The organism is Dokdonia pacifica (assembly GCF_900188275.1).
Classification (GTDB): Bacteria; Bacteroidota; Bacteroidia; order Flavobacteriales; family Flavobacteriaceae; genus Dokdonia; species Dokdonia pacifica.
Window position 1 is genome coordinate 17819 of record NZ_FZNY01000005.1, and the last position, 25829, is coordinate 43647.

General features: G+C 32.3%; 30 protein-coding genes. All 30 read left to right on the forward strand.

From position 1 onward, the window contains the following. The first annotated feature begins 105 nt into the window (after positions 1 to 105). The 30 genes from CHB80_RS14820 (at position 106) to CHB80_RS14960 (ending at position 25775) form a co-directional block, all read left to right on the forward strand. Positions 106 to 573 carry a GNAT family N-acetyltransferase gene (locus CHB80_RS14820; protein ID WP_089372278.1) on the forward strand — a complete coding sequence of 156 codons (468 nt, stop codon included), beginning with the start codon at positions 106 to 108 and terminating at the stop codon, positions 571 to 573. A gap of 98 nt (positions 574 to 671) precedes the next feature. Then, the gene (locus tag CHB80_RS14825) at positions 672 to 1274 is read left to right on the forward strand and encodes a Crp/Fnr family transcriptional regulator (protein WP_229746930.1); all 603 of its coding nucleotides are present in this window, start codon (positions 672 to 674) and stop codon (positions 1272 to 1274) included. Positions 1275 to 1349: 75 nt separating this feature from the next. After that, on the forward strand, positions 1350 to 1889 hold the full coding sequence (locus tag CHB80_RS14830) for an NADPH-dependent FMN reductase (protein WP_089372280.1): 540 nt from the start codon (positions 1350 to 1352) through the stop codon (positions 1887 to 1889). A gap of 169 nt (positions 1890 to 2058) precedes the next feature. Continuing rightward, positions 2059 to 2664 carry an endolytic transglycosylase MltG gene (locus CHB80_RS25045; protein WP_089372281.1) on the forward strand — a complete coding sequence of 202 codons (606 nt, stop codon included), beginning with the start codon at positions 2059 to 2061 and terminating at the stop codon, positions 2662 to 2664. Then, positions 2661 to 3092: an endolytic transglycosylase MltG gene (gene mltG, locus CHB80_RS25050; protein WP_089372282.1), complete on the forward strand. Its 432-nt coding sequence runs from the start codon at positions 2661 to 2663 to the stop codon at positions 3090 to 3092. The genes CHB80_RS25045 and mltG overlap by 4 nt, the downstream gene beginning before the upstream one ends. A gap of 98 nt (positions 3093 to 3190) precedes the next feature. Next, complete coding sequence (locus tag CHB80_RS14845) at positions 3191 to 4165, forward strand: polysaccharide deacetylase family protein (protein WP_089372283.1); 975 nt, start codon at positions 3191 to 3193, stop codon at positions 4163 to 4165. Between the two features lie 230 nt (positions 4166 to 4395). After that, complete coding sequence (locus CHB80_RS14850; RefSeq protein ID WP_089372284.1) at positions 4396 to 5031, forward strand: hypothetical protein; 636 nt, start codon at positions 4396 to 4398, stop codon at positions 5029 to 5031. 132 nt (positions 5032 to 5163) lie between these two features. Continuing rightward, on the forward strand, positions 5164 to 5556 hold the full coding sequence (locus CHB80_RS14855) for a DUF5367 family protein (protein ID WP_089372285.1): 393 nt from the start codon (positions 5164 to 5166) through the stop codon (positions 5554 to 5556). 129 nt (positions 5557 to 5685) lie between these two features. Further along, positions 5686 to 6675 (forward strand): hypothetical protein, encoded by a 990-nt coding sequence (locus CHB80_RS14860; RefSeq protein WP_089372286.1) that lies wholly within the window; start codon positions 5686 to 5688, stop codon positions 6673 to 6675. Positions 6676 to 6789: 114 nt separating this feature from the next. Continuing rightward, complete coding sequence (locus CHB80_RS14865) at positions 6790 to 7308, forward strand: GNAT family N-acetyltransferase (RefSeq protein ID WP_089372287.1); 519 nt, start codon at positions 6790 to 6792, stop codon at positions 7306 to 7308. A 139-nt stretch (positions 7309 to 7447) separates the two neighbouring features. Beyond that, positions 7448 to 7777, forward strand: a complete 330-nt coding sequence (locus CHB80_RS14870) for an ArsR/SmtB family transcription factor (RefSeq protein WP_089372288.1) — start codon at positions 7448 to 7450, stop codon at positions 7775 to 7777. 13 nt (positions 7778 to 7790) lie between these two features. Next, entirely contained in the window at positions 7791 to 8231 is a 441-nt protein-coding gene (locus tag CHB80_RS14875; protein ID WP_089372289.1) for an SRPBCC family protein, read from the forward strand. Between the two features lie 165 nt (positions 8232 to 8396). Continuing rightward, complete coding sequence (locus tag CHB80_RS14880; RefSeq protein ID WP_089372290.1) at positions 8397 to 8756, forward strand: hypothetical protein; 360 nt, start codon at positions 8397 to 8399, stop codon at positions 8754 to 8756. A 15-nt stretch (positions 8757 to 8771) separates the two neighbouring features. Then, on the forward strand, positions 8772 to 8948 hold the full coding sequence (locus CHB80_RS24695; RefSeq protein ID WP_179218183.1) for a hypothetical protein: 177 nt from the start codon (positions 8772 to 8774) through the stop codon (positions 8946 to 8948). A 136-nt stretch (positions 8949 to 9084) separates the two neighbouring features. Further along, positions 9085 to 9930 (forward strand): hypothetical protein, encoded by an 846-nt coding sequence (locus CHB80_RS14885; RefSeq protein ID WP_089372291.1) that lies wholly within the window; start codon positions 9085 to 9087, stop codon positions 9928 to 9930. A 191-nt stretch (positions 9931 to 10121) separates the two neighbouring features. Beyond that, positions 10122 to 10604 (forward strand): hypothetical protein, encoded by a 483-nt coding sequence (locus CHB80_RS14890; RefSeq protein ID WP_089372292.1) that lies wholly within the window; start codon positions 10122 to 10124, stop codon positions 10602 to 10604. 20 nt (positions 10605 to 10624) lie between these two features. Further along, positions 10625 to 11545 (forward strand): AraC family transcriptional regulator, encoded by a 921-nt coding sequence (locus tag CHB80_RS14895; RefSeq protein WP_089372293.1) that lies wholly within the window; start codon positions 10625 to 10627, stop codon positions 11543 to 11545. 60 nt (positions 11546 to 11605) lie between these two features. Next, positions 11606 to 12700, forward strand: a complete 1095-nt coding sequence (locus CHB80_RS14900) for a hypothetical protein (RefSeq protein ID WP_089372294.1) — start codon at positions 11606 to 11608, stop codon at positions 12698 to 12700. Between the two features lie 51 nt (positions 12701 to 12751). After that, entirely contained in the window at positions 12752 to 13477 is a 726-nt protein-coding gene (locus CHB80_RS14905; RefSeq protein ID WP_143337153.1) for a hypothetical protein, read from the forward strand. A 110-nt stretch (positions 13478 to 13587) separates the two neighbouring features. Next, on the forward strand, positions 13588 to 14259 hold the full coding sequence (locus CHB80_RS14910; protein WP_143337154.1) for a hypothetical protein: 672 nt from the start codon (positions 13588 to 13590) through the stop codon (positions 14257 to 14259). Positions 14260 to 14302: 43 nt separating this feature from the next. Further along, positions 14303 to 14992, forward strand: a complete 690-nt coding sequence (locus tag CHB80_RS14915; protein ID WP_089372297.1) for an alpha/beta fold hydrolase — start codon at positions 14303 to 14305, stop codon at positions 14990 to 14992. Positions 14993 to 15038: 46 nt separating this feature from the next. After that, positions 15039 to 15800, forward strand: a complete 762-nt coding sequence (locus tag CHB80_RS14920; protein ID WP_089372298.1) for a cyclase family protein — start codon at positions 15039 to 15041, stop codon at positions 15798 to 15800. A gap of 188 nt (positions 15801 to 15988) precedes the next feature. Then, positions 15989 to 17074 (forward strand): tetratricopeptide repeat protein, encoded by a 1086-nt coding sequence (locus CHB80_RS14925; RefSeq protein WP_089372299.1) that lies wholly within the window; start codon positions 15989 to 15991, stop codon positions 17072 to 17074. 66 nt (positions 17075 to 17140) lie between these two features. Then, positions 17141 to 17839, forward strand: a complete 699-nt coding sequence (locus tag CHB80_RS14930) for a DsbA family oxidoreductase (RefSeq protein WP_089372300.1) — start codon at positions 17141 to 17143, stop codon at positions 17837 to 17839. A 272-nt stretch (positions 17840 to 18111) separates the two neighbouring features. Beyond that, positions 18112 to 18903 carry a LytTR family DNA-binding domain-containing protein gene (locus CHB80_RS14935; RefSeq protein ID WP_089372301.1) on the forward strand — a complete coding sequence of 264 codons (792 nt, stop codon included), beginning with the start codon at positions 18112 to 18114 and terminating at the stop codon, positions 18901 to 18903. 69 nt (positions 18904 to 18972) lie between these two features. Beyond that, a complete protein-coding gene (locus CHB80_RS14940; protein WP_089372302.1) occupies positions 18973 to 20058 on the forward strand; it encodes a serine hydrolase domain-containing protein in 1086 nt (361 codons plus the stop codon). Between the two features lie 268 nt (positions 20059 to 20326). Beyond that, on the forward strand, positions 20327 to 22420 hold the full coding sequence (locus CHB80_RS24700; RefSeq protein ID WP_089372303.1) for a hypothetical protein: 2094 nt from the start codon (positions 20327 to 20329) through the stop codon (positions 22418 to 22420). Positions 22421 to 22646: 226 nt separating this feature from the next. Continuing rightward, positions 22647 to 23441 (forward strand): helix-turn-helix domain-containing protein, encoded by a 795-nt coding sequence (locus CHB80_RS14950; RefSeq protein WP_089372304.1) that lies wholly within the window; start codon positions 22647 to 22649, stop codon positions 23439 to 23441. A gap of 72 nt (positions 23442 to 23513) precedes the next feature. Further along, positions 23514 to 24851, forward strand: a complete 1338-nt coding sequence (locus tag CHB80_RS14955) for a S41 family peptidase (protein WP_089372305.1) — start codon at positions 23514 to 23516, stop codon at positions 24849 to 24851. 126 nt (positions 24852 to 24977) lie between these two features. Beyond that, on the forward strand, positions 24978 to 25775 hold the full coding sequence (locus CHB80_RS14960; protein WP_089372306.1) for an HNH endonuclease: 798 nt from the start codon (positions 24978 to 24980) through the stop codon (positions 25773 to 25775). Positions 25776 to 25829 lie beyond the last annotated feature (54 nt).

The following is a 25829-nucleotide window of genomic DNA, read 5'->3' on the forward strand; positions in this document are numbered from 1 at the left end:
TCCTACTCATCGAATTGAATAATATAACATCCAATAATGAGAAAAGAAAAACTCATAAAACGAAGCATAACACATCGCGAGTAAAGGATGTAATTAATTAGTAAGATGAAAAATAGTTTTAAAATTTCTAGAATTCAAGAAAATGATATCAAACTATTCATAGAACTTATAGAACTACTGAATGAGGTTTTTGAGGAGCCTAATCAAGTTGCCTCCGAAAGACAAATAAAGAAACTCTTAAATAAACCTGATTTTTATGCTATTGTAGCAATCAAGGAAGGTAGAATTCTTGGAGGACTGACTGCCTATGAACTAGAACGATATTATACAGATAAAAGTGAACTATACATTTATGATATAGCGGTTAAAACAGAATTTCAAAACCAAGGAATAGGGAAAGCGTTAATTCACTATCTAAAAGATTATTCAACGAATAATGACATTGAAACAATTTTTGTTGAAGCACACTCAGAAGATACACAAGCAGTTAAGTTTTACGAATCTACTTTTGGAAAAGCAGAAAAGGTAGATCACTTCAATTTTGAAGTAAAAACTATAAATAGTAATGTATAAATGCAATTACTACTACAATAGATTCGATTACGTCCTAATCTTATTAGAATTCATATAGTCAGTTAAAATGAAAATTATTTAACTTTAAATTCATTTTAATGAAAGAAACTATGTCGCCGTCTTCTTATGAATTAATTTTAAAAAACATTAGTCGTTTTATAGACTTAAATCTGGAAGAACAAAACTTATATGTTTCTTTATTGAAACAAAGAATCATTAGAAAAAAAGATTTTTTATTAAAACCTGGAGAGGTTATAAAAAATGAATATTTTATTGTTAAAGGTTGTTTAAAGGTGTATCGTATAGATGACAAAGGTACTGAGCGTATTTCTATGTTTGCTATTAAGGATTGGTGGACTGGAGATATGGCTAGCTTTATCACCCAACAACCATCAAACTATTTTATTCAAGCGCTTGAAGAATCTGAAGTTCTCCAAATTTCAAGAGAAAATTATGAACTGCTATTTAAAAAAATACCAAAATTTGAACGTTTTTATAGAATCTTATATCAAAAGTCTTTAGCAAATTATATTCGTAGATCTGATCAAAATATATCATTAAGTGCAGAAGATCGTTATTACAATTTCGTTCAAAAATATCCTTCTTTAGTACATCGAGTTTCTCAAAAAGACATTGCTTCTTATATAGGCGTTACGCCAGAGTTTTTAAGTTTATTACGAAAAAGAATATCATCTAGCTAATTTCTTAATCTAGATTATTTTTTCAGAGAATAAAGTTTCTGTCCTTTGTTTTATAAAACAATAACACTATATAAAATGAAAAAAATAATCGCATTAGGAGGAAGTAATAGTAAAAATTCTATAAATAAATTACTAGCTACTTATGTAGCAAATAAGGTTCAAAATGTAACCGTTAGTATCTTAGATTTAAATGATTTTGAGCTACCCATTTATGGAATAGATATAGAAGCAGAAAATGGAATTCCAGAAAATGCTAAAAAATTAAGTGACCTGATAGCATCAACAGATGGACTAGTGATTTCATTAGCAGAGCATAATGGCTCTTATACTTCCTCTTTCAAGAATACTATAGATTGGTTGTCTAGAATAGATATTAAAGTTTGGAAAGATAAACCCATATTACTATTAGCTACTTCTCCAGGCGCCAGAGGAGGCGCTACTGTATTACAATCTGCTAAATCATATTTTCCATATTTAGGTGGTGATGTAGTTGCAGATTTTTCACTCGCTAGTTTCTATGAAAATTTTTCAGAAAATAAAATTTCTAATCATGAGTTGAAAGAAGAATTACTTCAGAAAATTCGACTTTTTGAGCAAAAAATAACTCATATATAGTTTAAATACGTTAAGAACTAGTACAAACCATTTAAAAAACATAGGTCATTTTGCTAAAGCGAAAGGTGTTTATAATTGAAAGGATTTTCTATTCAGTTTGTATTTGGTAATTTAGTAGATGAAACATCCTATATTCATATACTAAAATCACCCAATAAACGAAAATGAAATGCTAAAAAAAATACTTTGGGGATTACTAGTTGTTGTTATCATTGGTGGCATTTTTGGTTATAATGCCTATGTAAAAATAATGGCGCCTAATGTCCCTGAAAAATTGGAGAGTACTACTGTCACTATTCCTACAAATTCATCATTCAACGACGTTGTTAAGATACTCTATAACAATAATCAAATTATAGATACCGTCTCATTTCGTAAAGTGTCAGAAATGATGAACTATAAAAAAGAGATCATGAGATCTGGAAGGTATAAAATTACTCCATCGTGGAGTAACCGTTCATTAATCAGTCATCTTCGAGCAGGAAAACAAGAAGCAGTAAATTTAGTTTTAACTCACGGTTGGTTATTAGAAGATGTTGCTGGCAAAGCTTCTAAATTTATAGAAAGTGATTCTACAGACTTGATTACCCTTTTTCGAAATAAAGATTATATAACTCAATACGGATACACTACTGAAACCCTTATGAGTTTATTTATTCCAAATACCTATGAATTTTATTGGAATACAAATGAAAAGGAATTCTTTGAAAGGATGATTAAAGAACATAAGCGTTTTTGGAATTCCAATAATAGGCTTGCAAAAGCAAAAAAATAGGGCTAACTCCAAAAGAGGTTTACAATCTAGCTTCCATTGTAGAAAGGGAAATATCAAAAGATGACGAAAAAAAACGCGTAGCAGGATTATACCTAAACCGAATTAAAATAGGTATGAAATTAGATGCAGACCCAACAGCAAAGTTTGCAACGAGAGATTTTAAAGCAACGAGAATTTTATATAAACATACTCGTTTTGAATCTCCATATAATACGTATTTGCACAGAGGACTCCCTCCTGGCCCTATAAGTATGGCCTCTATTACAAGTATTGATGCGGTTTTAAATTCGGAAGACCATAACTTTTATTATATGTGTGTTGACCCAGAAAATCTGGGATATCACCTTTTTGCAGCATCTATTACTGAACATAATAAAAATGCCAGAAAGTATCATCGCTGGTTAGATAGTCAAAGGAATAAGAAGTAGCGTTTAAAACTTAGTTCTATGCCAGAATAAAATATCCGTACCTTTCTTATGTGAAAAACTATAAACAAATACGTTAGCATACATTCCCAACAACAGAAATGAAGCCAGCTCAATTAATCATCTTATTTCTTCTCGCCATCTTTTTAGGGTGTAAAAATCCGACATCTGAAAAAGTGGAAAAAGCGCCAGAAAAATCAGAAAAAGCTATCCAATCAAAACCAGTCGTAAGTTTTACATTTGATGATGGGAATACGTCTAACTTAGCAGGTTTTCAATTTAAGAAATGGAATAGAATGATTTTGTCACATCTTGAAAAAGAAGATCTGAAAGCTGTATTTTTCATTACTGGAAAGAATAAATTAAACACAAAAGGACAATACTTACTTAAAAGTTGGAATGACGATGGACATACCATAGCTAATCATTCCTTTTCTCACCCAAATTTCAATTCCGAAAAAAACACCGCTCAAGTTTTTGAGAATGAACTTATCAAAACGGACATGATTATTTCAAAGTTTAGTAATCATACGAAGCTTTTTAGATTTCCTTACTTAAAAGAAGGACAGCATCAAGCTAAAGTTGACAGTATTAGAAACATACTTAGCAAACATAATTACTTGAACGGCTATGTCACCATAGATGCTTCAGACTGGTATGTTGACCAACGCTTAATTAGAAAGATAAAAGAAGTAGGGCTTGACGCTATAGATATTGATACGTTCAAAGACTTTTATGTACAACATATCTTAGAACGCGCTAGTTATTATGAAAAGCTTTCTTATGAAATGAATGGAAGACATATCAATCACACACTATTGCTTCATCATAATTTGACATCTGCATTATTTTTAGGAGATCTCATTAAAGAGTTTAAAGAACAAGGTTGGGACGTAATTGATGCTGACAAAGCTTTTCAGGATGAAATATTTAAAAGCATTCCAAAATCAAATTTTGCAGGAGAGAGTTTAATTTATTCAATGGCAAAACAGTCCGGCAAGTATGACCATGTATTGAGATATCCGGCAGAAGACAGCAGATATGAAAAGGAAGAAATGGATAAGCTCGATCTTTAATTTATAAGAAAATCATAAATTTTAAATTATGGTTTTATACGCTTTCGCGAAAGCGTACCCATGCATACACCCAAAATGAGATGTAATCTATTTTAAGTAATCATCATATCAGAGCTTGTTGTAATTCATTATCTTTAAAGTACAGTAAATGCATGTATACGTTGATTTTTAATATGCGTAATACATCATAAATAATGATGTTAGTAATCATTTTACAAAAGTAAAATCACATGAAAAATAGAACGTTTGCATTAGTAATTACTATTCTAATTTTAACTTTAATAGGTTGCTCAAATCCATTCATTCAATTTGAAAATGATCAATTGGAAGTCATCAATAGAGACATTGTATCCATAAGCGATTCCAAAAACACTTTGGTCCTAAACAATAAAAAAGGAGATGGAATGGCAATCATCAAAGACCTAGAATTTAAGAAAGGAGTTATTGAGTTAGAAATAAAAGGAGAGAATAACCCAGGGAAAAGTTTTGTTGGAATTGCATTTAATATTCAAAATGACTCTACATACGAAGCCGTTTACTTCAGGCCATTTAATTTTCAATCTACTGAGAAAATAAGAAGAAAGCATGCGGTTCAATATATTCATCATCCTACATATACTTGGCGGTTTTTGAGAACTAACCATGAAGGGCAATATGAAGCAGCATACCCACGTCAACCCTTACCAGATGAATGGTTTGGTATAGAAGTAAGAATTGATGATAAAAAAGTATATGTGTATGATCAAGAAACAAATACAGAATTACTTTCGGTTGAGCGATTAACAAAACAGGTTTCTAATAGAATAGGACTGTGGACAGGATTTGACTCAAAAGGTGCGTTTAGAAATCTTAAAGTAAAAGAATAGATAGCAAACTGGAAACAGCAACTACAGTTCCATTGAGCATTAAATTCTTTTCGAACAAATCATAGTACTTTTGAAGTAAGTGACACATCTAGTGTAACAATAGCTTTGTATCATAATTAAAAACAAAGGATTATGATAACAAATCGATTACTCAGTATTTTATGTGCCATTTTAGTATGGGGTATGGGCGTTACTTTTTACCTCATATCATTTTACATTCCCATTTTAGAAAATCTGGAACGACAAGCCAATATTACAGTAGCATTAGCAATTATCCCAAGTGCATGCTTAGGCACCTATTTATTTTACAGAAAAGGGAAAATGAAACCAACAACGTTAGCACTTACATTTATTATGACTGCTGTTGCATTGGATACATTAATCACTGTTCCTTTATTCATAATTCCAAATGGTGGTAGTTATTCAGATTTTTTTGGAGATCCAATGTTCTATACCATTATCGTTGAGTTTTACTTTATTGTAACATACTTCGGCAAACATCTTACGGAAAAAATCAGAGAATAAAATCCACCTTATTATTTTCATTTTATAAAATACTCCCATGATTATTAGTTTGGAACTAAATAAAAATAATCACTTGTTTTCTGCCCTACTTACCATATATTTAGAGCTGTAACACATTTGAAAAAATACATGAACAAGTACACATTACGTATTCTCACGCTTTTATTTTTAGTGCCAACCATTGCCATAGGACAAATTCCAAATGGATATTTTTTAGATGCAGATGATACTGCAACAAGTGGATATAAAGCAAAACCATATAAGCAAGAGAAAGAAGGCATTTATCATTATGCGGTCTTAACAGAATTACCATTTGAAAATAAGTGTAGTGAGGGGCTTTCAGAAAAAGATCAAAGTGATTGTGCAGAAGCGAGTTTAAGAAATTTAATCTACCCTAATATTCCTTCTGAACTTGACTTTAAAGGAAATGTATACGTGTATTTGACTGTAAAAAAAGATGCGCAAATAGCTAATGTTACTGTAAGTTCGTATCCTACTTCAAAAACAATAAACAGTTATATAAAAGAAGCGATTGAAGCAGTAACATTTAAACCTGGAAAGTTTAATGATAAAATAGTCACCTCAAGGCTTTGGACTTCATTTACGTTTCCGTCTTCATCAAAGGAGCTTTTTTCTGTGTCTTTGAAAAAGATGAAAGAAGATAAAAATCCAACATATGAAGATTATGAAAATTTAGTTTTCGACGCAAGTCAATATATATTTTCAAATCCTGTGTATCCAGATGGAACTGAATTTAAAGCTGCTACTCAGATCGTTGGGTTTTGGATGAATAAAAACACTGGTATGAATTTACCAACCTTTGGTGATTTTTTTACTTCACTCACAAATAGAAACCAACAACAATTTCTTTATACAGTTGCAATGATTAATTATGGGTTAGACCAAAAAATCAATCACGATCGAGTTTTAAAATGTGTAAAAATTGAAGGGCAAAAATATAGTGAACAAGAAGACGTCAAAGAAGTGCAGCTAGAAGGTGCAAAAATCTTATTAGCATTTATTGGAAATGAAAAAAACAATGTTCTTATGAGTTCAAAAGCAAGAAAGTTTTATAAGGCTTATGAAAAGGGAGTATTGGAAGAAAAATTATTTGATTAACAAATGGATGAATCACATGCAGCAATAATTGAATTAATTTTTTGAAATAAAAATACCTAAATAGTAAAAATTACTATTTCTCATATACTATACTGTTGTACTATATCTAAACTTATGAAATCAGATAACAAATTGATTCAACTGAGACCACTCAAACATTCAGATAGAACACAATTAGCAAAGCTTGCAAATAATAAAAATATTTGGGATAATTTGCGAGACTACATCCCCTACCCTTATGATGAAAATGATGCCGATTATTTCATAAATCTAACCCTACAGGAAGAACCAAAACAAAACTTCGGAATAACATATAACAACGAGCTTTGTGGGGTCATTGGAGTTATTCTTCAAAAAGATGTGTATAGGAAATCTGGTGAAATTGGGTATTGGATAGGTGAACCTTATTGGGGAAAAGGAATTGCAACAAAAGCGATAGAATTAATCACTACATATGGGTTTAACAAACTTCAGTTACATAGAATTTATGCTGGAGTATTTGACTATAATACGGCATCTATAAAAGTACTTGAAAAGAATGGATTTCAACCCGAAGGCATATTCAAAAATGCTATTTTCAAGAATGAAAAACTTTATGATGAGCATCGTTTTTATAAACTGAATAATCAATAACGTACAGCGATACTCATCGTTGCAATTTACTTCTCGATAAATACCGTATAATCAATTTCCATCACTGTAATATTTGACAAAAAATTGCGCAAGTGATTACTTTCGTATATATTTGCAAGCAATTACTTGCGTATTTAATATGAGACGAGATATATTTAATGCCATAGCAGATCCAACAAGAAGGAGTATACTTATGTCATTGACAAATGAATCACAGAATGTCAATGCATTGGCAGATAAATTTGATATGACTAGACAAGCGGTATCATTACACATCAAATACTTACAAGAATGTGGTGTTATTACTGTAAAAAAAGAAGGTAGAGAGCGTTACTGCAATCTTGAAGTTCAAAAGCTAGAAGAAATAGGTGATTGGTTAGAGCCCTTCAGAAAAATGTGGACTGGTAAATTAAATCAGCTTGATGAGTTATTAGGAGAATTACAATCAAAACCTATAAAAAAAACCTAAAAACACAATTCTTATGGAAAACCAACCATTACTAATAGAACAGGAATTTAATGCTCCAATAGATCTTGTTTGGAGAGCTATTACAGAAAAAGAGTTAATGAAAAAATGGTATTTTGATATCTCAGATTTCAAACCAGAAGTAGGTAACAAGTTTCAATTTGAAGGTGGTGAAGAAGGCAAACGGTATATGCACCTTTGTGAGGTTTTGGAAGTAGTTCCCTTAAAAAAACTCAAGTATTCATGGAAATATGAAGGGTACGAAGGGATTTCTTTTGTGACGTTTGAATTATCATCTATTGGTAAAAAAACCAAAGTAAAACTCATACATGAAGGTATTGAAACATTTACAAACCCAGATTTTAGAAAAGAGAATTTCGTAGGTGGATGGAAATACTTAATCCATGAGTCTTTAAAAGAATTTATAGAAAATGGAAAAGCCCTTAGATATTGGTAGCATAGAGGGTACATACCAGCATTCAGAATAAAGATGATTCTTAATGATCACTACAATGAATCGGTTTCAAATTTCTTAGTAAGAAAATAAGTAACTTACACATGAAAATTGTCACTAATTGAAGTTAGACCTTTTATCTTAAACATCACATTATAGTTGCAAGAAATGAGAAAAACACTCGTCTTAATCTTTATTTTTATAGGAATAGGTTGCTCCCAAAATTCTTCTGATTTTTTTATTGGAAAATGGCAAATTTTACGTGTAGTTGAAGATACTACGTCCATTGTATTAAATGATAACTGGATACATATAAAAAGTGATGGGACTTTTACTGGGTATGATGGGGAATCTAATACAAACGAAAATGGCAAATGGACGTATAAAATAAATAAAAAAGTATTGTATCTAGATGATGCTTCGGGGGATAGTATGAATAGTAAATGGATTTTATCTTTTAAAAATGACACTTTATTTTTTAAAAATAAAAAGAATAATTCCTACTTAATTTCGAAAAAAGTGAACTAAAACTATTTTACGGTAATGAACAATAAAACAAAAACTTACTTAATTCCAGGAGTCCTTCTCACATACTTTGGATTAAAGGATGATGATTTTTTAATTTGGTACCATGGGGTAGCATTGGCATTAGGAATTACAGCTTTCGTTTTTGCCTATTTGGAATATAATAAGACCAAAAATAAAAAGTCAAACAAATAGTTTAAGAAAAAGTACTTATAGGATTGATCAATAAATACACACCAAGCTTTTTACTTCCTACAACATTGAAAAACAGCACAATAACAAACATTCTAAAAAATATACTGTACTTTTAGTATATAAAACAATATAAATAATGAAGACGCAACTACTTCTTAAGCTGCTAGTAATTACAATTTTAGTATTCTCAATGATATCCTGTGGAGATGCACCTTCATCAGAAGCACAATATGAAGAGGCTGTAGAGACTGCTGAGGTTCCTTCTGATATAGAAGTAGGAACACCTCCACCACCTCCGCCTCCACCTCCAGGCATAGAAGTGGAACCTGGTGATCCAGAAATAGGAAACACCATAGACATTACAGATGAAGAAGTAGGAACTATTGGTAATACTACGGCTCCGGATCTAGAAAACTATAAGGTGGTCTTATCTGTAGATGGAACTATTAATATGAATGAAAATGGGGTCTTAGTCGTGTGGATTGGCGCCGATACAGTGGAGGTAACTTTTGAAGAAGGTACGGTACAAGATGAAACTACCATCCCGACAGAAATAGGGCAATATGCAAAAGTAACTCCCTTTGCTCCTGACTTTGATATCATAAATCCTATAGAAGATTCCTGTTATAAAATACACCCTAGTGGTTCTGAAATACGCTTTTCATTACAACCTAAATCAACAGGCACCTACAATGTGAGCGTTAACATTCAATTATATGAAACTGATGACTGTCAAGGCGCGTTTGTTCCTAAAACATCCGAAACCCTCTCTGTTATAGTAGATGTAAATACCCAAAAAGAAATAGAGAAAAAAGTAAATACTCTTGGAGAAATCGTTTGGGAACAATTTCTAAAATTCTGGGGTGCATTGGTTGCTTTAATTTTTGGGGCTATCCTATTTATTATCAGAAAGAAAATCAAGAAAAAAACGGGGTACGAAGAAAAAATAGATGAGCCTGAAAATGGAGGCGAAGAAGCATAAATAATTGCAAAACCTCCCTATCTAAATTGTACTGTTCGTAATTACGCTTTCGCGAAAGCAAAAACTTATATCTATATAGTATATTCACCATATAGTAATTATATGAGTGTATACTAAAAGAAATCGAAGTGATATTTGAAAAGGTAAACAATCATTTTAACACTTAACAATCCCAAAATGAGTACATCATCATGAAAAAAAATATACCCTATTGGTTATGTAATAAAGGAACCATATGTAGTAGTGATTATTTTGAAGATGGTACAACTATACATCATATAGCAGAAGTACAGCTCATTAAACTAAAAGATGGACGGTATCAATTTTCGCAAGATGGGGTCTTTAAAAGAATCCTTCATGGATATGATTATACACTTATAGATCGTAAAATTGGAGCTGTTTTAAAAACATATGTACCTGATCAAATTGAGATAGCTGATATTGTAATTTTTAGACGTGCAACTAATGAAGAATGGAGTAATTATTGTGAGTTGAAGATGAAACATAAAATTGATTACACACAATATCAATCTACAGAATCCTCAGGTTTAAAAATTTATAGTCTCTTAGATAATTTAATCTATATTTCACCCGATTTAAAACATAAGATCGAAGAAGCATTAGAAGATATCTCAGATATTGAATTTAAAAGAGGCGTACCCGCTATTGGATAAACTTTTTATAGTACTAAAGAATGAACACTGTAAACCCAGAAATAGAAAGCGATTATAAAAGTAGAATCAATAGAGTGTTTCAGTTTATTGATGAAAACTTAGATAGTGACTTATCATTACAACAGCTGTCAAAGATCGCATTCTTTTCTCCTTTTCATTTTCATCGCATCTTTAAATACATTACTCATGAAACTGTAAATGAATATGTAACCCGACGTAGATTGGAAAAAGCTGCAATTACATTATTACATACCCATACACCTATAAAAGACATCGCACTTTTGGTAGGCTTTAATGATATCACTGCATTTTCCAGGGCCTTTAAAAAGTTTTATGGAGTATCTCCTTCTCTTTTTAAAAAAGAACATCCTAATACCTTTAGCAAGATAAGACAACTTCAAAGCAAGAATGGTCAAGTATATCCCGACTATGAAAAATACATTTGTACCATTACAAATCTTAAAAAATGGATACACATGAATGCACACATTGAAGTAAAAGAAACCCCAACATTACAGCTAGCAGGCGTTACACACATTGGAATACAGGGTGTTGAAAATGCTTTTGGCAAACTCATACAATGGGCAAATTCAAAAAGCCTATTAAAAGCTCCCGAAGCAAAACTAGGTAGAGTTTTCTATGACAGCATAAAAGTAACGGCTCCAGACAAAGTACGTATGAGTATCTTTTTGATTACGAATACTCCATTTGAAGCCGAAGGAGAAATCCACAAACTAACCATTAATCAAGGAAGATGTATTGTGGGACGTTTTGAAATCACACCAGATGAATTTGAAAAATCATGGACAGGTCTTTTTATTTGGATGAATGAAAACGGATACAAAAAAAGTTCTGAAAACCCCTATGAAATCTATCATAATGACTACAGAGAGCATCCTGAAAATAAGTTTATCGTAGATTTATACATTCCTGTTGAGTAAGGGTTTCATTTGTAACGAATAGCCTTTTAGCAACACATATATAACAAAGACTACTCCGTTATGAAAAGAATCTTGCTCGTACTATTAATTGTAGTGTTTACACTTTTTTCTTGTAAAACGCATCGATTTTCAGATACGCATTGGATAGCTGTAAAATCTTCACCTATTCCTCTCGAAACAGGAAATAATGTTTATGATGGATTAACCATTCATTTCAAAAATAATAAAGCAATACTAAGTAATGTATATGAAACATACTCTATTGAGTTTCCAATAAATGTTGATAAGAATAAAATATTTTTAAATGACACCTTATTAGGTACTACTGTAACTGAATATAAGGATAGTATTTTTATAGATATTAAAGAAAGTGCACGTGTAAAATTTGTTAAGCTAGATAAGCAACATGCAATTGAAGAAAAAGAGCAACTTTGGAAACATAAGGATTGGATATTATCAAATAATAACTATGTAAGAAACCTCTATTTAAAAGATACAGTGTTTGCTGATTGGAGTGATTTAAGGATTTGTTTACAAAAAGATGTTACAAATAATAGAATGGTTAATAGATTTGATAAGTGGGAGATATTAAGTATAAATGATAATCAATTATTTGTTAAGACATTCAGACAATTTGAAGATGAATTCTACAGAATCAAAAGCTACGATGGGGACTCCATAATCCAATTAGAATCTCTTCGCTATCCTGAGGTAGTTGTTACCATGACTAAAAGACCCTATATCGATAGTGCTGAAAAACAAAACATTATCTCTAAAATTCAGAATACACATTGGAAGATGTCCTCTATTATCAAGCTTGATAGTATTTCAGAAAGTTTTAAGGGATGGAAAAACAAGATTACTAAATTTAAATCCTTAATAGATAAAAAGGTTTCTTTCAAATTTTCTGAAGATAGCTCTTATCAAATCTATGAATCTGATACTATTGTTTCTAAAGGAACTTGGAAATTATCACCTACAGGTAAAGAAATTATTCTAAATAAAGGAATTTCTCCATCTGACTATATAAGCCTTATACAAATGCACTCTGATAGTATTACCATTGGGCATTTAGAAAATTTTAGAGCATTAGATGAATATTCAGGTCTTAATATTCAAGAAATGTATTACGTAGTTACATTAACTAAACAGTAGAAACTTTACATTTGGAAATATAACAAAGCAAAAACCATCAAACACACCTATATGAAATTTAAAATTTGCATGCTCCTTTTTTTCTTTAGTGCTACTCATTTTTATGCTCAAACAGCAAAAGCAAAAATTACCACTTTGGTATGTGACTGTTTTGAAAATGCTCCAAAAACAGGTAAAATCCAATTAGATTTATTAAAAACGTGCTATGACTTTTCTAATAGTAAATATCAAGAATTATTTAAAGAAGTTGCAAAAGAAGAAGTAAATAGGTTAGGCATAGATACACTTAATACAGACGCAGACAATTATCAAAATGGTTATGAATTAGGATACGAATTAGGAAAAAGAATGTTTAATGAAATACAAGAACCTTTAGTAAGAAATTGTGACACCTATTTCTATTTTATGGAAGAAACTAAAAAAGAAATGATATCAAATCTTGATAAAGGTATAACTAAGAAAAGAGTAGATTCATTAAAACGCGTATTTAAAAAAGAAAATTGGGACCCTAATGTACAATGGGAAATAGGTGCCTATTATTTGTTAAAAGGAAAAACTAAAAAAGCTGAAAAAAGCTTAAAAAAATGCTTATCAAAAGACCCTGAACATATCCCATCTATATTCTTTCTAGCAATTATAGATGACATGCATGAGAATTACGAATCTGCTATCAATGGGTTTGACCGGGTTGATGATGATTTAACAAACCCGCTTTCATTTGTTGCAACTATATTCTTAGAAGCTTCAAAACGGAAAAAAAGAGAAAATCGTTCTTGACGCTTTTAAAGATTTACATAAATATTCTTTCAGTATACGCTTTCGCGAAAGCGTATAAAGAAATTGAAACTAGTATATTTACTTTTAAATCTGCAATACATTAATACACTATGAAAAATAATACCCTAATCATTATTTTAATGATGCTTATAAGTTCAACCGTTTTTTCTCAGAAAGAATTTGAAAGAGTTGCAAACAAGCTTTGTAAATGCATTGAAAAAGAAAAAGCAACTACTCAAGGCGACGTAGATTCTTGTTTAGAAAGAACATTTGCTAAAAATATGGACGTATTTTTTAAATATTATGATGCAAAAACTATAGATGACATTGATATGGAAGAAGTTGGAAATGTTATAGGAATTTACATTGCAGAAAATTGCACCTATGCTGCAGAAGCATTTATGGACGAAGCTGGGAAAGAGTCAAATTTTATAGAACCTGCAGAAGACCTTACGTGTTTAGATATTCATCAGGGAGAATACTATTATACAAATGAAGTAAAAGAGCTTAACTTTATTGATACTACGTACGTGAGCTTTAATGGCGATCTGTATTTAGAACGGATGAAAAATGGTAAAACATATTCAATATTAGACATAGAATGGATTAATGATTGTGATTTTGAATTAACGTTTAAAGCAAGTAATGATCCTATGAAAAAAAGGCTCAGTAAACCTGGTGATATATATAAATATCAAATTATAGACAAAACACCTACGTCTATTATTATAGAAACCTTTTGGAACAAAAGGAAGTATCAAGTCACTTTTCATAAAATCTAATCTTATAAAATTTGATTTATATTGTACTCAAAATGAAAACAATATGAATCCATCTTTACTATTACTTCATGGAGCTCTAGGATCTAAAGAACAATTTAATGACCTCAAAGATTCATTATCCAATGAATTTGATGTACATACCTTAGACTTTGAAGGACATGGCGGTAATGCGTCTTCGACTCCATTTAGTATGGAATTTTTCGCCTCCAATGTGAGGGATTATCTGAAAGAACATCATATTTCTAAGACGCATATATTTGGATATAGCATGGGTGGTTATGTGGCATTACAATTAGCCAAAACTCATCCTGAATTAGTAGAACATATTGTCACATTAGGAACTAAATTTGAATGGACTCCTGAAAGTGCTGCCCAAGAACTAAAAATGCTCAACCCTGAAAAAATTGAAGAGAAGGTACCGGCTTTCGCCAAAAAACTAGCAGCCGTACACACCCAGAACGATTGGAAAGAAGTCATGCGCAAAACGGCCCAGCTCATGCACGGTTTAGGAAATGGGAAAAAAATAACTGTGCAAGAATTAACCCAAATACAGCATAATGTACACATCGCAATTGGTCGCAAGGATCATATGGTGAGTATAGAAGAATCTAAAGAAAGTGCAAATGCGTTACCTAATGGTCAGCTACACATTTTAGAAGAGGTCAAACACATGATAGATACAATCCCTATAGAAAAACTGAAAACACTTATTTTGGATGCTATAAAACGTTAATTCAAAATTCATCGCTAAACACACAACAACTCATTAATCGCTCCTTATGAAAATAATAGATTTATCAAAGCCCATTCAATATAATAAAGAAGACCCATGGTTTATGAAGGTGAAGATAAAACATAAACCTCATAAAAAAGCAAAGTGGCTCATTCGTGCGTTAGGATTACCATTCAAATTATTTCCTAAGGGTTTTGAAGGCTGGGCTGATGACACCATTCAAAAAATGGGAGTACACTCTACTACTCACATAGATGCCCCGTGGCACTACTCTCCTACCACCAATGGTAAAAAATCAAAAACCATAGATGAAGTTCCATTAGAATGGTGTTACGGAGAAGGTATTGTAATAGATATGAAACACAAAGAAGATTTTGATGCGATTACTATAGAAGACATTGAAGACTTTTTAAAAGAACAAAACCTTACGATCAAAGAAGGCATGATTGTGTTGATCAAAACAGGTAGAGATATATACAATGGCACCAAAAATTTTCACGAAATAGGAACAGGTATGAGTGCAGCAGCTACAGAATGGCTGATTGACAAAGGAATTAAAGTCATGGGGATTGATTCTTGGGGTTGGGATTTACCACTTCCATACATGCTCAAAAAAGCAAAAGAAACAGGCAATTCAGAATTATTTTGGGAAGCGCATTTGGTGGGTCAAAAGAAGGAATACTGTCATATGGAACAATTGGTTAATCTTGATGCTTTACCCTATAGTGGGTTTAAAGTGGCTGTTTTTCCATTAAAGATTGTTGGTGCATCTGCTGCGCCTGCACGTGTTGTGGCAATGCTAGATTAAAACAAATATTTTCCTATTCTAACCAGCATTCGTTGCATTTTTAAATAGAATATACATCCGTTATATTTTAAGAAGTAAGCACAAAATAACATCTAAGAGTATTGTTATTTATTTAGCATATACTACTGCTAGATATTACAAAAGTTAATGTATTTTTAATTCCTATCACATCATTTGAAATATTATCTATGAGTTTATTTAAAAAGTTATTTGGGAAAAAACAAACGGTTTCAACTTCAAATACAAAACAAGAAAACCCTACACCTTCAAAGAAAGAATCAAATTCATCTATAAATCCTGGAGTTCAAGAAGAGTTAAAAAAAATGATGAATCAGATGCAAGGCCCTAAAAAAAGTGTTGAGCAATTTGAATTTGAATTATTAAATGACTCATTTGCTAGGTATCATAGTAATCCTGGGTATCGCACCGAAATAGAAATACAAAATGAAAAAGGAGAAGTAGTGCCTTTGCATGTTGCATTGCATGAATATTACCAAGAATGGCAAGGAATTTCCTCCTTTTGGGATAGGATGTCGTTATTGTATAAATATTGGGATACTCAGTATTATGAAAAACTAGAAAAATGGCAAATTGTAGAGCGATTAGTAAAAGACAGATATGCCATGAAAGCTATTAAATTTCACGAGTCAGCCATAACTCAAGAAGATTTTCAAGATATGCGATTGGTGGTAGCATTATCAAAGTTATATAGAGCAATGGATTCTTATGAAAATGCGCTCAACTATGCTAAAGGAGCCTATGAACTAAGACCTGACCTCGCTATTGTTAAAACAGAATATGCTACCGTATTACATCTATCAAAAAACCCTGATGATCAAGAGCTAGCACACAAGATGATACAAGAAGTGTTAGAAACTAAAATTAATGAACATATTAAAGACTCTGATGAAAAAGAAATCCCTTTATTAAATTGGTTTTTATTTTCTAATAATTACATTGACTCATCAATATTTGCTGCTGTTTATTTACAAATTGGCGAATGTGATTTAGATACTTGGAGCGCTATAGCAAATGATTATTACTGGTGTCCTGTTTTTAGATATCAACACTCTGTAGCCTTGAGTGATGCTGGAGAAGGAATGAAAGCTATTGCTAAATTAACATCACTTTCTGACGAATTTCCTTGGTATAAACCTGGAGTCCTCGCTTGTATTGATGGTATCAATCAAATAAGGAGTCAATTAAAAAGTGCGGATATGATGGAAGACGCTATGAAAAGAATGGAGCATTATAAAAGTGTATGGAAAAAGTAACCTATACTTCAAGTAAGGAATCATGCTACTACCCTACTAAGATTTCTATAACCATAAAAAAAGAATATGGATAGCGTAGCTCAGACTCCTATTAAAATTGATATTGTATCCGATGTAGCATGCCCGTGGTGTTATGTAGGTAAGCGTAGATTAGAAAAAGCCCTTGCGCAATGGGATGGTGCTGCTGTAGAAATAGAATGGCACCCTTATCAATTAGATCCTAATATGCCTGTAGATGGTCTCAATAGAGACACCTATCTGGGTAATAAATTTGGTGATATTGAACGTGCGCAACAAATGACAGATCATTTGACTACTATAGGAAAAGAAGAAGGCATTGATTTTGACTTTGGAGATACATGGCTTGCTGTAAATACATTGCCTTTACATCAAATGCTTGCCGTTGCTGGGCAAGAAGGTTTTAAAAATGAACTCAAAGAACGTTTCTTAAAAGCTTATTTTGTAGAAACACTACATCTTAATGATATACAAGTATTAGAAACTATTGGAGCTGAATTTGGTTGGACTCCAGAAAAAGTGCAAAGTATTATCCAAAACAAAGAATTAGGGAAAGCAATTCAGCAAAAAATTGCGCAATACCAAGAACGAGGCGTTTCTGGCGTTCCATTTTTTATTATCAATAACAAATACGGCATTAGTGGCGCACAACCGTCAGAAGTATTTTTAGATGCTTTTAAACAAATTACTACTTTAGAAAATACCACAGAGGGAGAAAGCTGTGATATCAACGGAGAGAACTGCTAAAAACCTTATATAACGTATAATATATACAACCACTTCTTTCTAGGAGTGGTTTTTTTGTTCGCTTTCGCGAAATCGAACCTGTGAGATTCACGACCATAGGGAGAGCGAAGTGATAAAAGGCGTAAAGAAATCTATAAAACAAAACAGTGTATTCATTCTATGTATATTTTCTGCTTTTGAAAAAAAATAATTTAAATTTGAAAGAAGATAGGTTACAAAAAAGCTAAAATGACTCTATTAAAAAATATCCTATAGTACATCGTATACAATCCATGGTGAAATCACTACCCCTATATACATCTTATAAATTCCATAGTATTATTGCTACCATTATAAGCATATGGCTGGTTGTCTTTTTAGTGCTTATTGCACCTTTTGATGCATCAGACTTATCCTTTATGATTAGACTGCAAATACTCCCTTTTTATGGTGTTATTTCATTTATAGGTTATATGCTACTCGTTCCTTTTCAGAACTGGGTGTTTAAAAGAATGAATCGTTGGACGATCATTTTTGAAGTGCTATTTATTTTCGTCTTTAATATTCTTGTGCTTTTAGGAAGTTTCTGGTATTATAAAACCGAAATTATTAATGGTATCTATTCCTTTTCTAAATTTTCCATAGAAGTCTATACACCTATTTGTTTTATTTTATTATCCATTTTGATTTTTTCAAGATGGTTTCTCAATAGAAAAGCACCCACAAAGCCTACCTCAAAAATTACATTAACCGGAGATAATAAGTTAGATATTTTACAAATCTATCCTTCCGATCTTGTTAGTATTTCTAGTGCCGACAATTATATAGAAGTAAGTTATCTCAAAGGAAATTTGCTACAAAAAAAATTATTGAGAAATACCTTAAAAAATATTCAAGAAGAAATCCCGAGTTTAGTAAGAGTACATCGTTCCCATCTTATGAACCCTATTCATTTTAAAGAATGGAAAAGTACTTCTGTATTAGGATTGACTCAAAGTGAAATTCCTATTTCAAAAAAATATAAGCAAGCAGTTTTAGACCTAAATCATTCATCCCTAAAAACTGATCATTCGCCCCAAACCTAATAAAATAGATGGTTTTGGTGTTTTTCAAACCTACATTTGAGGCATCGTTTAATTCTTAAAAATCAAACCATGCAAAAATATTTAATTCTTATAAGTGCTTTGTTTATTTTAAATAATGCATCTGCACAAACTCAAAATAAAACAGCAGATTCTTTAGTAGCATCACTCGTATCAGAAAACATTGTTGTAGGTGTTGTTGCGGGATATTCTGTAAATGGAGACGTCAAATGGCAATCGGCTCAAGGGGATGCAGATCGTGAAAATAATAAAAAGATGGAGCTAACCACCATCACAAGACCGGCTTCTATTGCAAAATCAATGACTGCCATTGCAATAATGCAACTTGTAGAAAAAGGACTTATAGACATTGACAAGCCTATACAGACTTATATTCCTGATTATCCTACACAAAAAAAGACACAAATCACGACGCGACATCTATTATCCCACACTTCTGGAATTGCGGGTTATAAAAACGGAAAAGAAGCGCAAAACACAAAAGAGTATGCAACAATGGCGGCCGCTGTAGATGTGTTTAAAGACAGGAAACTACTTTTTGAGCCAGGCGCTCGCTTTAGTTATACGACCTATGGATATGCTGTTTTAGGGCTCCTCATCGAAAAAGTCTCTGGCGTCACTTACGAAGAATACATGCAAAAGAATATTTGGGATAAAGCAGGTATGAAAAACACAGGGATCGAAAAATATGGTGTCAAAATATCTAATAAATCAATGTTATACCATCGTGATAAAAAGGGAAGAATAAAAGAGTCTACACAAAACAATTTGAGTAATAGAATTCCTGGAGGTGGTTTTTATATCACACTAGAAGATATGTTCCTATTTGGAAATGCTGTCCTAGAAAACAAGTTAATATCTGAAAGCACTTTAGATTTGATGAGGCAACATCACAGTTTAGAAAAAGAAGCAAACGCCTATGGTTTTGGTTGGTTTCTATACAATCCAAAGCCCAATGAAGGTGCTATTATTGGTCATAGCGGGGAGCAATCTGGCAGTGCATCACAACTCTTTATCATTCCAAGTACAAAAACAGTTGTCGTGGTATTAGCCAATACTGCTTTATCATGGAATGAAGTATTTGTAACTACGGCAAAACTGATGAATCTTTCACAAAAAGAAGTAAAAAAGGAGTAAGTTATATATCCATTCAGGGTTGTTGTATACGCTTTAACGCTTCGCTCTCTCTATGGTCGTGAATCTCACAAGTACGCTTTCGCGAAAGCGTACTCATTCAAAAGTTAATACTGAATGTCACACAGAGCCTGTCGAAGTGTTCTATCGAAATATGAAAGCGTATATAACCGTTCCCTCAATGAAATAAGGCATTACCTCATTATATGAAACATTCTTAAGCAAAATGAGTTAGGTTTGTGTATTGAATTACAAATCATAAGCTTTTACTTTGAAAAATATAGTTCTCGCACTTTGCATATTAACCTCGGGGCATTTACTAAGCCAACATGATAAATTAAACTTCTTAGACTGGCAACTTCGCAAAGGAGATATAGGTGCATTAACAGAAATTGCAACCTATTTTGATAGTAAAAAAGAAGTGATCACCCATTTAGGATATCATATAATTCATACAGATGAATCTTCTGAGGCTAAAAGAATTCTCAATGAGAACACAATGTTTTTAGATACTGAAATACGTATAGACACCACTACCACCGCAAGACAGTTTCAGGATTTTCTAAATAAAAACAGAGACAAAATTACCTTCTCGACACTCGCAGACGCCTTTATTATGACGCCGTTTGAAGAACGAGAAACCAAGTATGAGATAACTGGATTGACACGATTTAAATCTAATGAATTAGAAAAGAAACGAGCAGAGTTATTGCGTTTAGATTGGGTGATAGATCATAAAATAGATAAACTTATAGCTGCAAAAAATCCGCAGGCACTTCTTAAAATTGCATCCTTATTTGTAAAATCGAGATATCGATTTAATGAATATAAAGATACGCATGAGGAAATGATAGACCTCATTCGTTTATTAACGAATACAAACATTTCAGTTCCTAATATATATAATGAATTAAGTTTCCATCTTGAAAATGAATTTTATACCCCATCAAAAATTAACTTACTTACATTTTTTGTAAATCACTATAAAGAGTATACATGGGACGATACATCGCAGACCTTTAAAAATACTATGTTAGACATAAAGTTTATTGCCCCTGAAGAAAACCTCTTTGAAGAATTACAAAACGAAAATGACACTATAGCATTAAATGCATTTACAACATTATCTCAACTTAATGCGCTTAAGGCACAACCTCTCATTGATAAATACAGTAATTCTGGAGTATCTAATAATTATGAACTTCCAACTTTTGAGTATCGCTTTCTTAAACAATTAGTCCTATTAACAGACTATTGTGATGCAAAAAAGATAGATTATAAAGGAAGTACTCAATTACGAGATCAAATAGCACTTCTTAAAACAAACCTTACGTTTAAAGAACGTCACCAGTTAGAAAATAACATCATTGAAAACTTAACATTAGAAGATATTACAGCTTTTGAATATTGGTCATTAATTGATGAAAAATCCTGGGGCCTCACATACTCTGCTGGGAGAATTCTTGATGTTTTCTATTCTAGAAACTGGCAACAACTTATCAATAATCCAACATATTTAGAAACCTATTTACTAAAGTCTAAGCTTTTTGACGATCTCGGAATTATTGGTTTTTGTAATAGTTACCTAGTAAAATTTACAGGAGCTTCAGATGATATTACAAGTACCTTACAGGCATTTTCTTCTTCGTATCCTAAGGTTCAAAGCCAATTAAAAAAAGCTAAAGAAATAGCATTAAAGCCTCTTGTTTTTAAAGAAAAAGAAAAAAAGGATTGGACGGGTATCTCATCTAAAAAGGTAGCTGATTTTCAGAAAGAGTTTAAAAAAATCAAATTAGCAAACAATGATTCTACTAAATACGAAGAAGATATTGTTTCTCTTCTTTCTAAAATAAAGTATAGTCAGATAGGAGAAGCACTACAAGCCATTGAAAATATTCCTTTTAAGTATGAATACTCAAAATATTCATTTATGAATCGGGATTTTGGATTTTCCTATATCAAGAGTTTTTCAGATCAAAAAAATAGAGAGGAGTTTTTAAAAAAATATACTGAGCTTACAGAGATACAACTTCATACTCACTACGCAAAACAGGCAGGTATTGATTTTATGACTTCTAATAATGTTTTAGATTATGATAAAATCTATGATATTTTAAAATTTAATATAAACAATGCCTTTGTAGGTGGTGGCGGGAGCACAAAAGATAATGGGGCTTATTCTATTATTAAAATTCTCGAATTGACATTTACTACAAGGCTTGGATATCCTCACAAACTTTGTTCTTCTGATAATATGTATGGATGTGATTCTCGGGGTCGTGCTACAGCTTGGATGCACTATTTAGAAACTAATGGACTACTCAAAAAAAAGCATAAAGATCCTGTCTCTTTTGCCTATGAGTAAGTGTCTCTTACAATGCATTTTCTTGACATTTTATAAATATGCTTTAACGCTTCGCTTTCCCTATAGTTGTGAACCTGTCTGCCGGCAGGTGGGTCTTACAGGTTCGCTTTACCGTTTCACTCTTCCTACGGTCGTGAATCTCACAAGTTCGATTTCGCGAAAGCGTACATCAAAATTAAATCATGACCATACATAGGATATAATTTCAATTTAGTAGCTTTACCTAATGATTGTTTTAAACAAAGGAGAATATACCGGTGAAGTCGTACATAAAGCCCATATTGAGGGTAGTACGATTACCAATACGCTGTATTCTGAACGTAAAAACAATCCAGAATGGCATTATCACGAAAATCTCCATATCTGTTTTGTTTTTGAAGGAGGGAAAGCCGAAACGAAACAGCAAACTACCTATAGCAAAAAAGAAGGAAGCATCTTTTTTTATCATGCAGAAGAACAACACCGATGGATCGCTCCTAACCCTATATCCAAAAGTGCGAATATAGAAATCGAGCACTCATTTCTTAAAAAATACGACCTGACGGCACATGATATCAAAGAAGCGATTACGACCAATGTAAGTGCGAAAGCATTGATCTTAAAAATGCAAAAGGAATTGCTACATCTAGACACACAAGATTATCTACAACTCCAAACCCTTTTACTATCCTTAGTTTCTAATCAAAAAGAGCGTTTCTATAAAACCAAACCGCAATGGATCATTCTGCTTGAACAACTATTGCATGATAAATGGAATGATGAGTTGTCATTACAAGAAATTTCAATACTTGTAGGGGCACATCCCGTAACAATCTCTAAAAACTTCAGAAAATACTTTCATTGTACATTAGGTACGTATAGAAGAAGACTAAAAATTGAGAAAAGCATTGATTTGATAAAAAATCCTGAAGTATCATTATCTGAAATTGCTTTTTACTGTGGGTTTACAGATCAGAGTCATTTTATTAGAAATTTTAAAGAACTCACAGGTTTCCTTCCTAAAGATTATCGCAAGTTTTAACGAATTGGCTAATCTCATTCTATTTTAGATAGTACTGCCTATCTACATTTGTGGATATCAAAAAACGAATCCATGAAATCATACCCTAAAAAGAACCTTTTAGTAGTCATGTTATGTGTACTCTGTTTATTTTCAGAAGACATCTATGCACAAAAAGAAGATACAAAAGCAGTCTCTGCATCGGAGGTTAGTACTATTATTGACTCTATCACTTCCATTGTAAATCGATATTATATAGATCCAGAAATAGGAGATCAAATCACTACACGTATCCGTACTAAACATAAAAACGGAGCATATCAACAGCTCACACAACCTCAAGTCTTAGCAGACACACTTAAAAATGATTTAAGAGCGATTAATAATGATTTGCACATGAGTATGGTGTATCGTGCACCTAGAGAAAGAGCTACCACAAATACAGCCCCTATACAAGTAAGCGAGACAGGTCTCTGGACCAATTACGGACTCTCAGAAATCAACGTACTTGATGGTAATGTAGGGTATTTAAAAATTAAGCACTTTACACGTCATCAATACTTAGAGAACATTAAACCTATCGTTACAAGCGCTATTGAGTCTCTCAAAAACACCGAAGCTCTTATCGTAGATGTACGAGACAATGGCGGTGGTTTTGAAGATATGGTGGCTTATTATATCAGTTACTTCTTTGATAGTAAAGCCCCTATTCATCTTTCAGATTATCGCTGTACCTTACATGATCATACATATGGAATCTCTACAGATCCAAATGTGACAGGAACCAAGCTTCCAGATATCAAGTTATATGTTTTGGTCAATGCCAACACAGGATCGGCAGCGGAATCTTTTGCTTATATGTTGAAGCATTTAGGAAGAGCTACTATTATAGGAGAAGTGACTGCGGGAGCGGGTAATGGAGCTTCTGTACATCCTGTTAATGATCGTTTTAGTGTGCAGGTGTCTAGTGAAGAGACCATTAATGCCATTACCAAAACGAGTTTTGAACAGGTGGGTGTGATTCCGCATATAAAAGTGAATAGTCAACTGGCATTCGATGAAGGCTATCGATTAGCGCTTACCTACCTTAAGGAGCATAACAGACAGAATATTCATCCTTCTAATTATGATACCTTATTACAGTTTATTACAACTCCTGAAAAAACACCCGCTATTGATGAGGCATTGTATAAAAAATACATAGGCACTTATAAAGGAGGAGGGATTACCATCACAATTACCTTAGAAAATAATGTATTATACGGTCAGCCGAAATCTAAAGGTGGGAAGATGCGCTTAACGCCCTTAGAAGCACACATATTTAAGGTAGGAGAGATCAAAGAACGGGTTCAATTTACATTAGATCCTAATGGCAATGTGATACAATTGATAGGTCTCGATTCTCCAATGGAACTCACGAAAGTTGAATAACGTCATCGTACCGTTGTAACTATAGCACCACTTCTTTATAAGGAGTGGTTTTTTATACGCTTTCGCGAAAGAGTATATAGTTTTGAAATATGTTTAGTGCTGATAATAAATTAGTTAGATTTGTTCATGCAACAGTTTGCAACTATATGCAACAATACACATATATTGAAAAAAAGAAGTAAAGCATTTTTAGAGGTTGGTTTTTATTTATCCAAATTTGGTGTAATTAATGAAAATGATAAATATCCCTCTCCTCCCATTCGTTTAAAGGTTCATAAGTGGAATGATGCATATAGAGTATTTTATGAAAAAATACATGGAGATAGAACAGTTTTAGCATTCGAACGAAGCTTAAAGAATACGCGAGATGCATTTGACAGCCACTTTCCAAATTCTAAAAGGATCGGTTGGTTATCTGATAATAAATCTCCACATCCATTAGGAAAAGATATGCAAGCTGTCTTCGACTCTTTTATTAATAAATCTGAAGAAGAAGTTTGGATAGCTATTCAAAAGTATGCTGACTTAAAAGTCAAAGAATACAAACAAACTTACGATGATCTTATTAGTATTCAAGAAAGTGAGGCTGAATATATAATAGGTACTACAGAAGGAGGAAAAAAGGTTACAACATCGTATAGTTATGAAAGAAAGCCATCACTTAGGAGTGATGCTGTAAAAATTCATGGACTTGAATGTGTTGTCTGTGGTTTTAACTTTGAGGCATTTTATGGAGATTGGGGAAAAGGTTTCATTGAAGTCCATCATATTCAACCATTATCTGAAAACAAAGGCCAAGAAATAGAAACAAACCCAAAAACAGACTTAACAGTTTTATGTGCAAATTGTCATAGAATGGTTCATAGAAAAAAGAAGATTACATTATCTATTGAAGAACTAAAAAAGAAGATCAGAAAAAAATAAACTTATAAATTTTTAAAACATCTCCCCTACTGTAACGATATTCCATAAGCACGG

Excerpts from the sequence above, each read along its gene's own strand:
- CHB80_RS14870 (WP_089372288.1), top strand. The coding sequence starts at position 7,448 with ATGAGACGAGATATATTTAATGCCATAGCAGATCCAACAAGAAGGAGT.
- CHB80_RS14875 (WP_089372289.1), top strand. The coding sequence starts at position 7,791 with ATGGAAAACCAACCATTACTAATAGAACAGGAATTTAATGCTCCAATA.
- CHB80_RS14820 (WP_089372278.1), top strand. The coding sequence starts at position 106 with ATGAAAAATAGTTTTAAAATTTCTAGAATTCAAGAAAATGATATCAAA.
- CHB80_RS25045 (WP_089372281.1), top strand. The coding sequence starts at position 2,059 with ATGCTAAAAAAAATACTTTGGGGATTACTAGTTGTTGTTATCATTGGT.
- CHB80_RS14950 (WP_089372304.1), top strand. The coding sequence starts at position 22,647 with ATGATTGTTTTAAACAAAGGAGAATATACCGGTGAAGTCGTACATAAA.
- CHB80_RS14895 (WP_089372293.1), top strand. The coding sequence starts at position 10,625 with ATGAACACTGTAAACCCAGAAATAGAAAGCGATTATAAAAGTAGAATC.
- CHB80_RS14885 (WP_089372291.1), top strand. The coding sequence starts at position 9,085 with ATGAAGACGCAACTACTTCTTAAGCTGCTAGTAATTACAATTTTAGTA.
- CHB80_RS14890 (WP_089372292.1), top strand. The coding sequence starts at position 10,122 with ATGAAAAAAAATATACCCTATTGGTTATGTAATAAAGGAACCATATGT.
- CHB80_RS14910 (WP_143337154.1), top strand. The coding sequence starts at position 13,588 with ATGAAAAATAATACCCTAATCATTATTTTAATGATGCTTATAAGTTCA.
- CHB80_RS14915 (WP_089372297.1), top strand. The coding sequence starts at position 14,303 with ATGAATCCATCTTTACTATTACTTCATGGAGCTCTAGGATCTAAAGAA.
- CHB80_RS14930 (WP_089372300.1), top strand. The coding sequence starts at position 17,141 with ATGGATAGCGTAGCTCAGACTCCTATTAAAATTGATATTGTATCCGAT.
- CHB80_RS14960 (WP_089372306.1), top strand. The coding sequence starts at position 24,978 with ATGCAACAGTTTGCAACTATATGCAACAATACACATATATTGAAAAAA.
- CHB80_RS14905 (WP_143337153.1), top strand. The coding sequence starts at position 12,752 with ATGAAATTTAAAATTTGCATGCTCCTTTTTTTCTTTAGTGCTACTCAT.
- CHB80_RS14855 (WP_089372285.1), top strand. The coding sequence starts at position 5,164 with ATGATAACAAATCGATTACTCAGTATTTTATGTGCCATTTTAGTATGG.
- CHB80_RS14825 (WP_229746930.1), top strand. The coding sequence starts at position 672 with ATGAAAGAAACTATGTCGCCGTCTTCTTATGAATTAATTTTAAAAAAC.
- CHB80_RS14860 (WP_089372286.1), top strand. The coding sequence starts at position 5,686 with ATGAACAAGTACACATTACGTATTCTCACGCTTTTATTTTTAGTGCCA.
- CHB80_RS14955 (WP_089372305.1), top strand. The coding sequence starts at position 23,514 with ATGAAATCATACCCTAAAAAGAACCTTTTAGTAGTCATGTTATGTGTA.
- CHB80_RS14935 (WP_089372301.1), top strand. The coding sequence starts at position 18,112 with ATGGTGAAATCACTACCCCTATATACATCTTATAAATTCCATAGTATT.
- CHB80_RS14830 (WP_089372280.1), top strand. The coding sequence starts at position 1,350 with ATGAAAAAAATAATCGCATTAGGAGGAAGTAATAGTAAAAATTCTATA.
- CHB80_RS14900 (WP_089372294.1), top strand. The coding sequence starts at position 11,606 with ATGAAAAGAATCTTGCTCGTACTATTAATTGTAGTGTTTACACTTTTT.
- CHB80_RS14845 (WP_089372283.1), top strand. The coding sequence starts at position 3,191 with ATGAAGCCAGCTCAATTAATCATCTTATTTCTTCTCGCCATCTTTTTA.
- CHB80_RS14940 (WP_089372302.1), top strand. The coding sequence starts at position 18,973 with ATGCAAAAATATTTAATTCTTATAAGTGCTTTGTTTATTTTAAATAAT.
- CHB80_RS14865 (WP_089372287.1), top strand. The coding sequence starts at position 6,790 with ATGAAATCAGATAACAAATTGATTCAACTGAGACCACTCAAACATTCA.
- CHB80_RS14925 (WP_089372299.1), top strand. The coding sequence starts at position 15,989 with ATGAGTTTATTTAAAAAGTTATTTGGGAAAAAACAAACGGTTTCAACT.
- CHB80_RS14850 (WP_089372284.1), top strand. The coding sequence starts at position 4,396 with ATGAAAAATAGAACGTTTGCATTAGTAATTACTATTCTAATTTTAACT.
- CHB80_RS24695 (WP_179218183.1), top strand. The coding sequence starts at position 8,772 with ATGAACAATAAAACAAAAACTTACTTAATTCCAGGAGTCCTTCTCACA.
- CHB80_RS14920 (WP_089372298.1), top strand. The coding sequence starts at position 15,039 with ATGAAAATAATAGATTTATCAAAGCCCATTCAATATAATAAAGAAGAC.
- CHB80_RS14880 (WP_089372290.1), top strand. The coding sequence starts at position 8,397 with ATGAGAAAAACACTCGTCTTAATCTTTATTTTTATAGGAATAGGTTGC.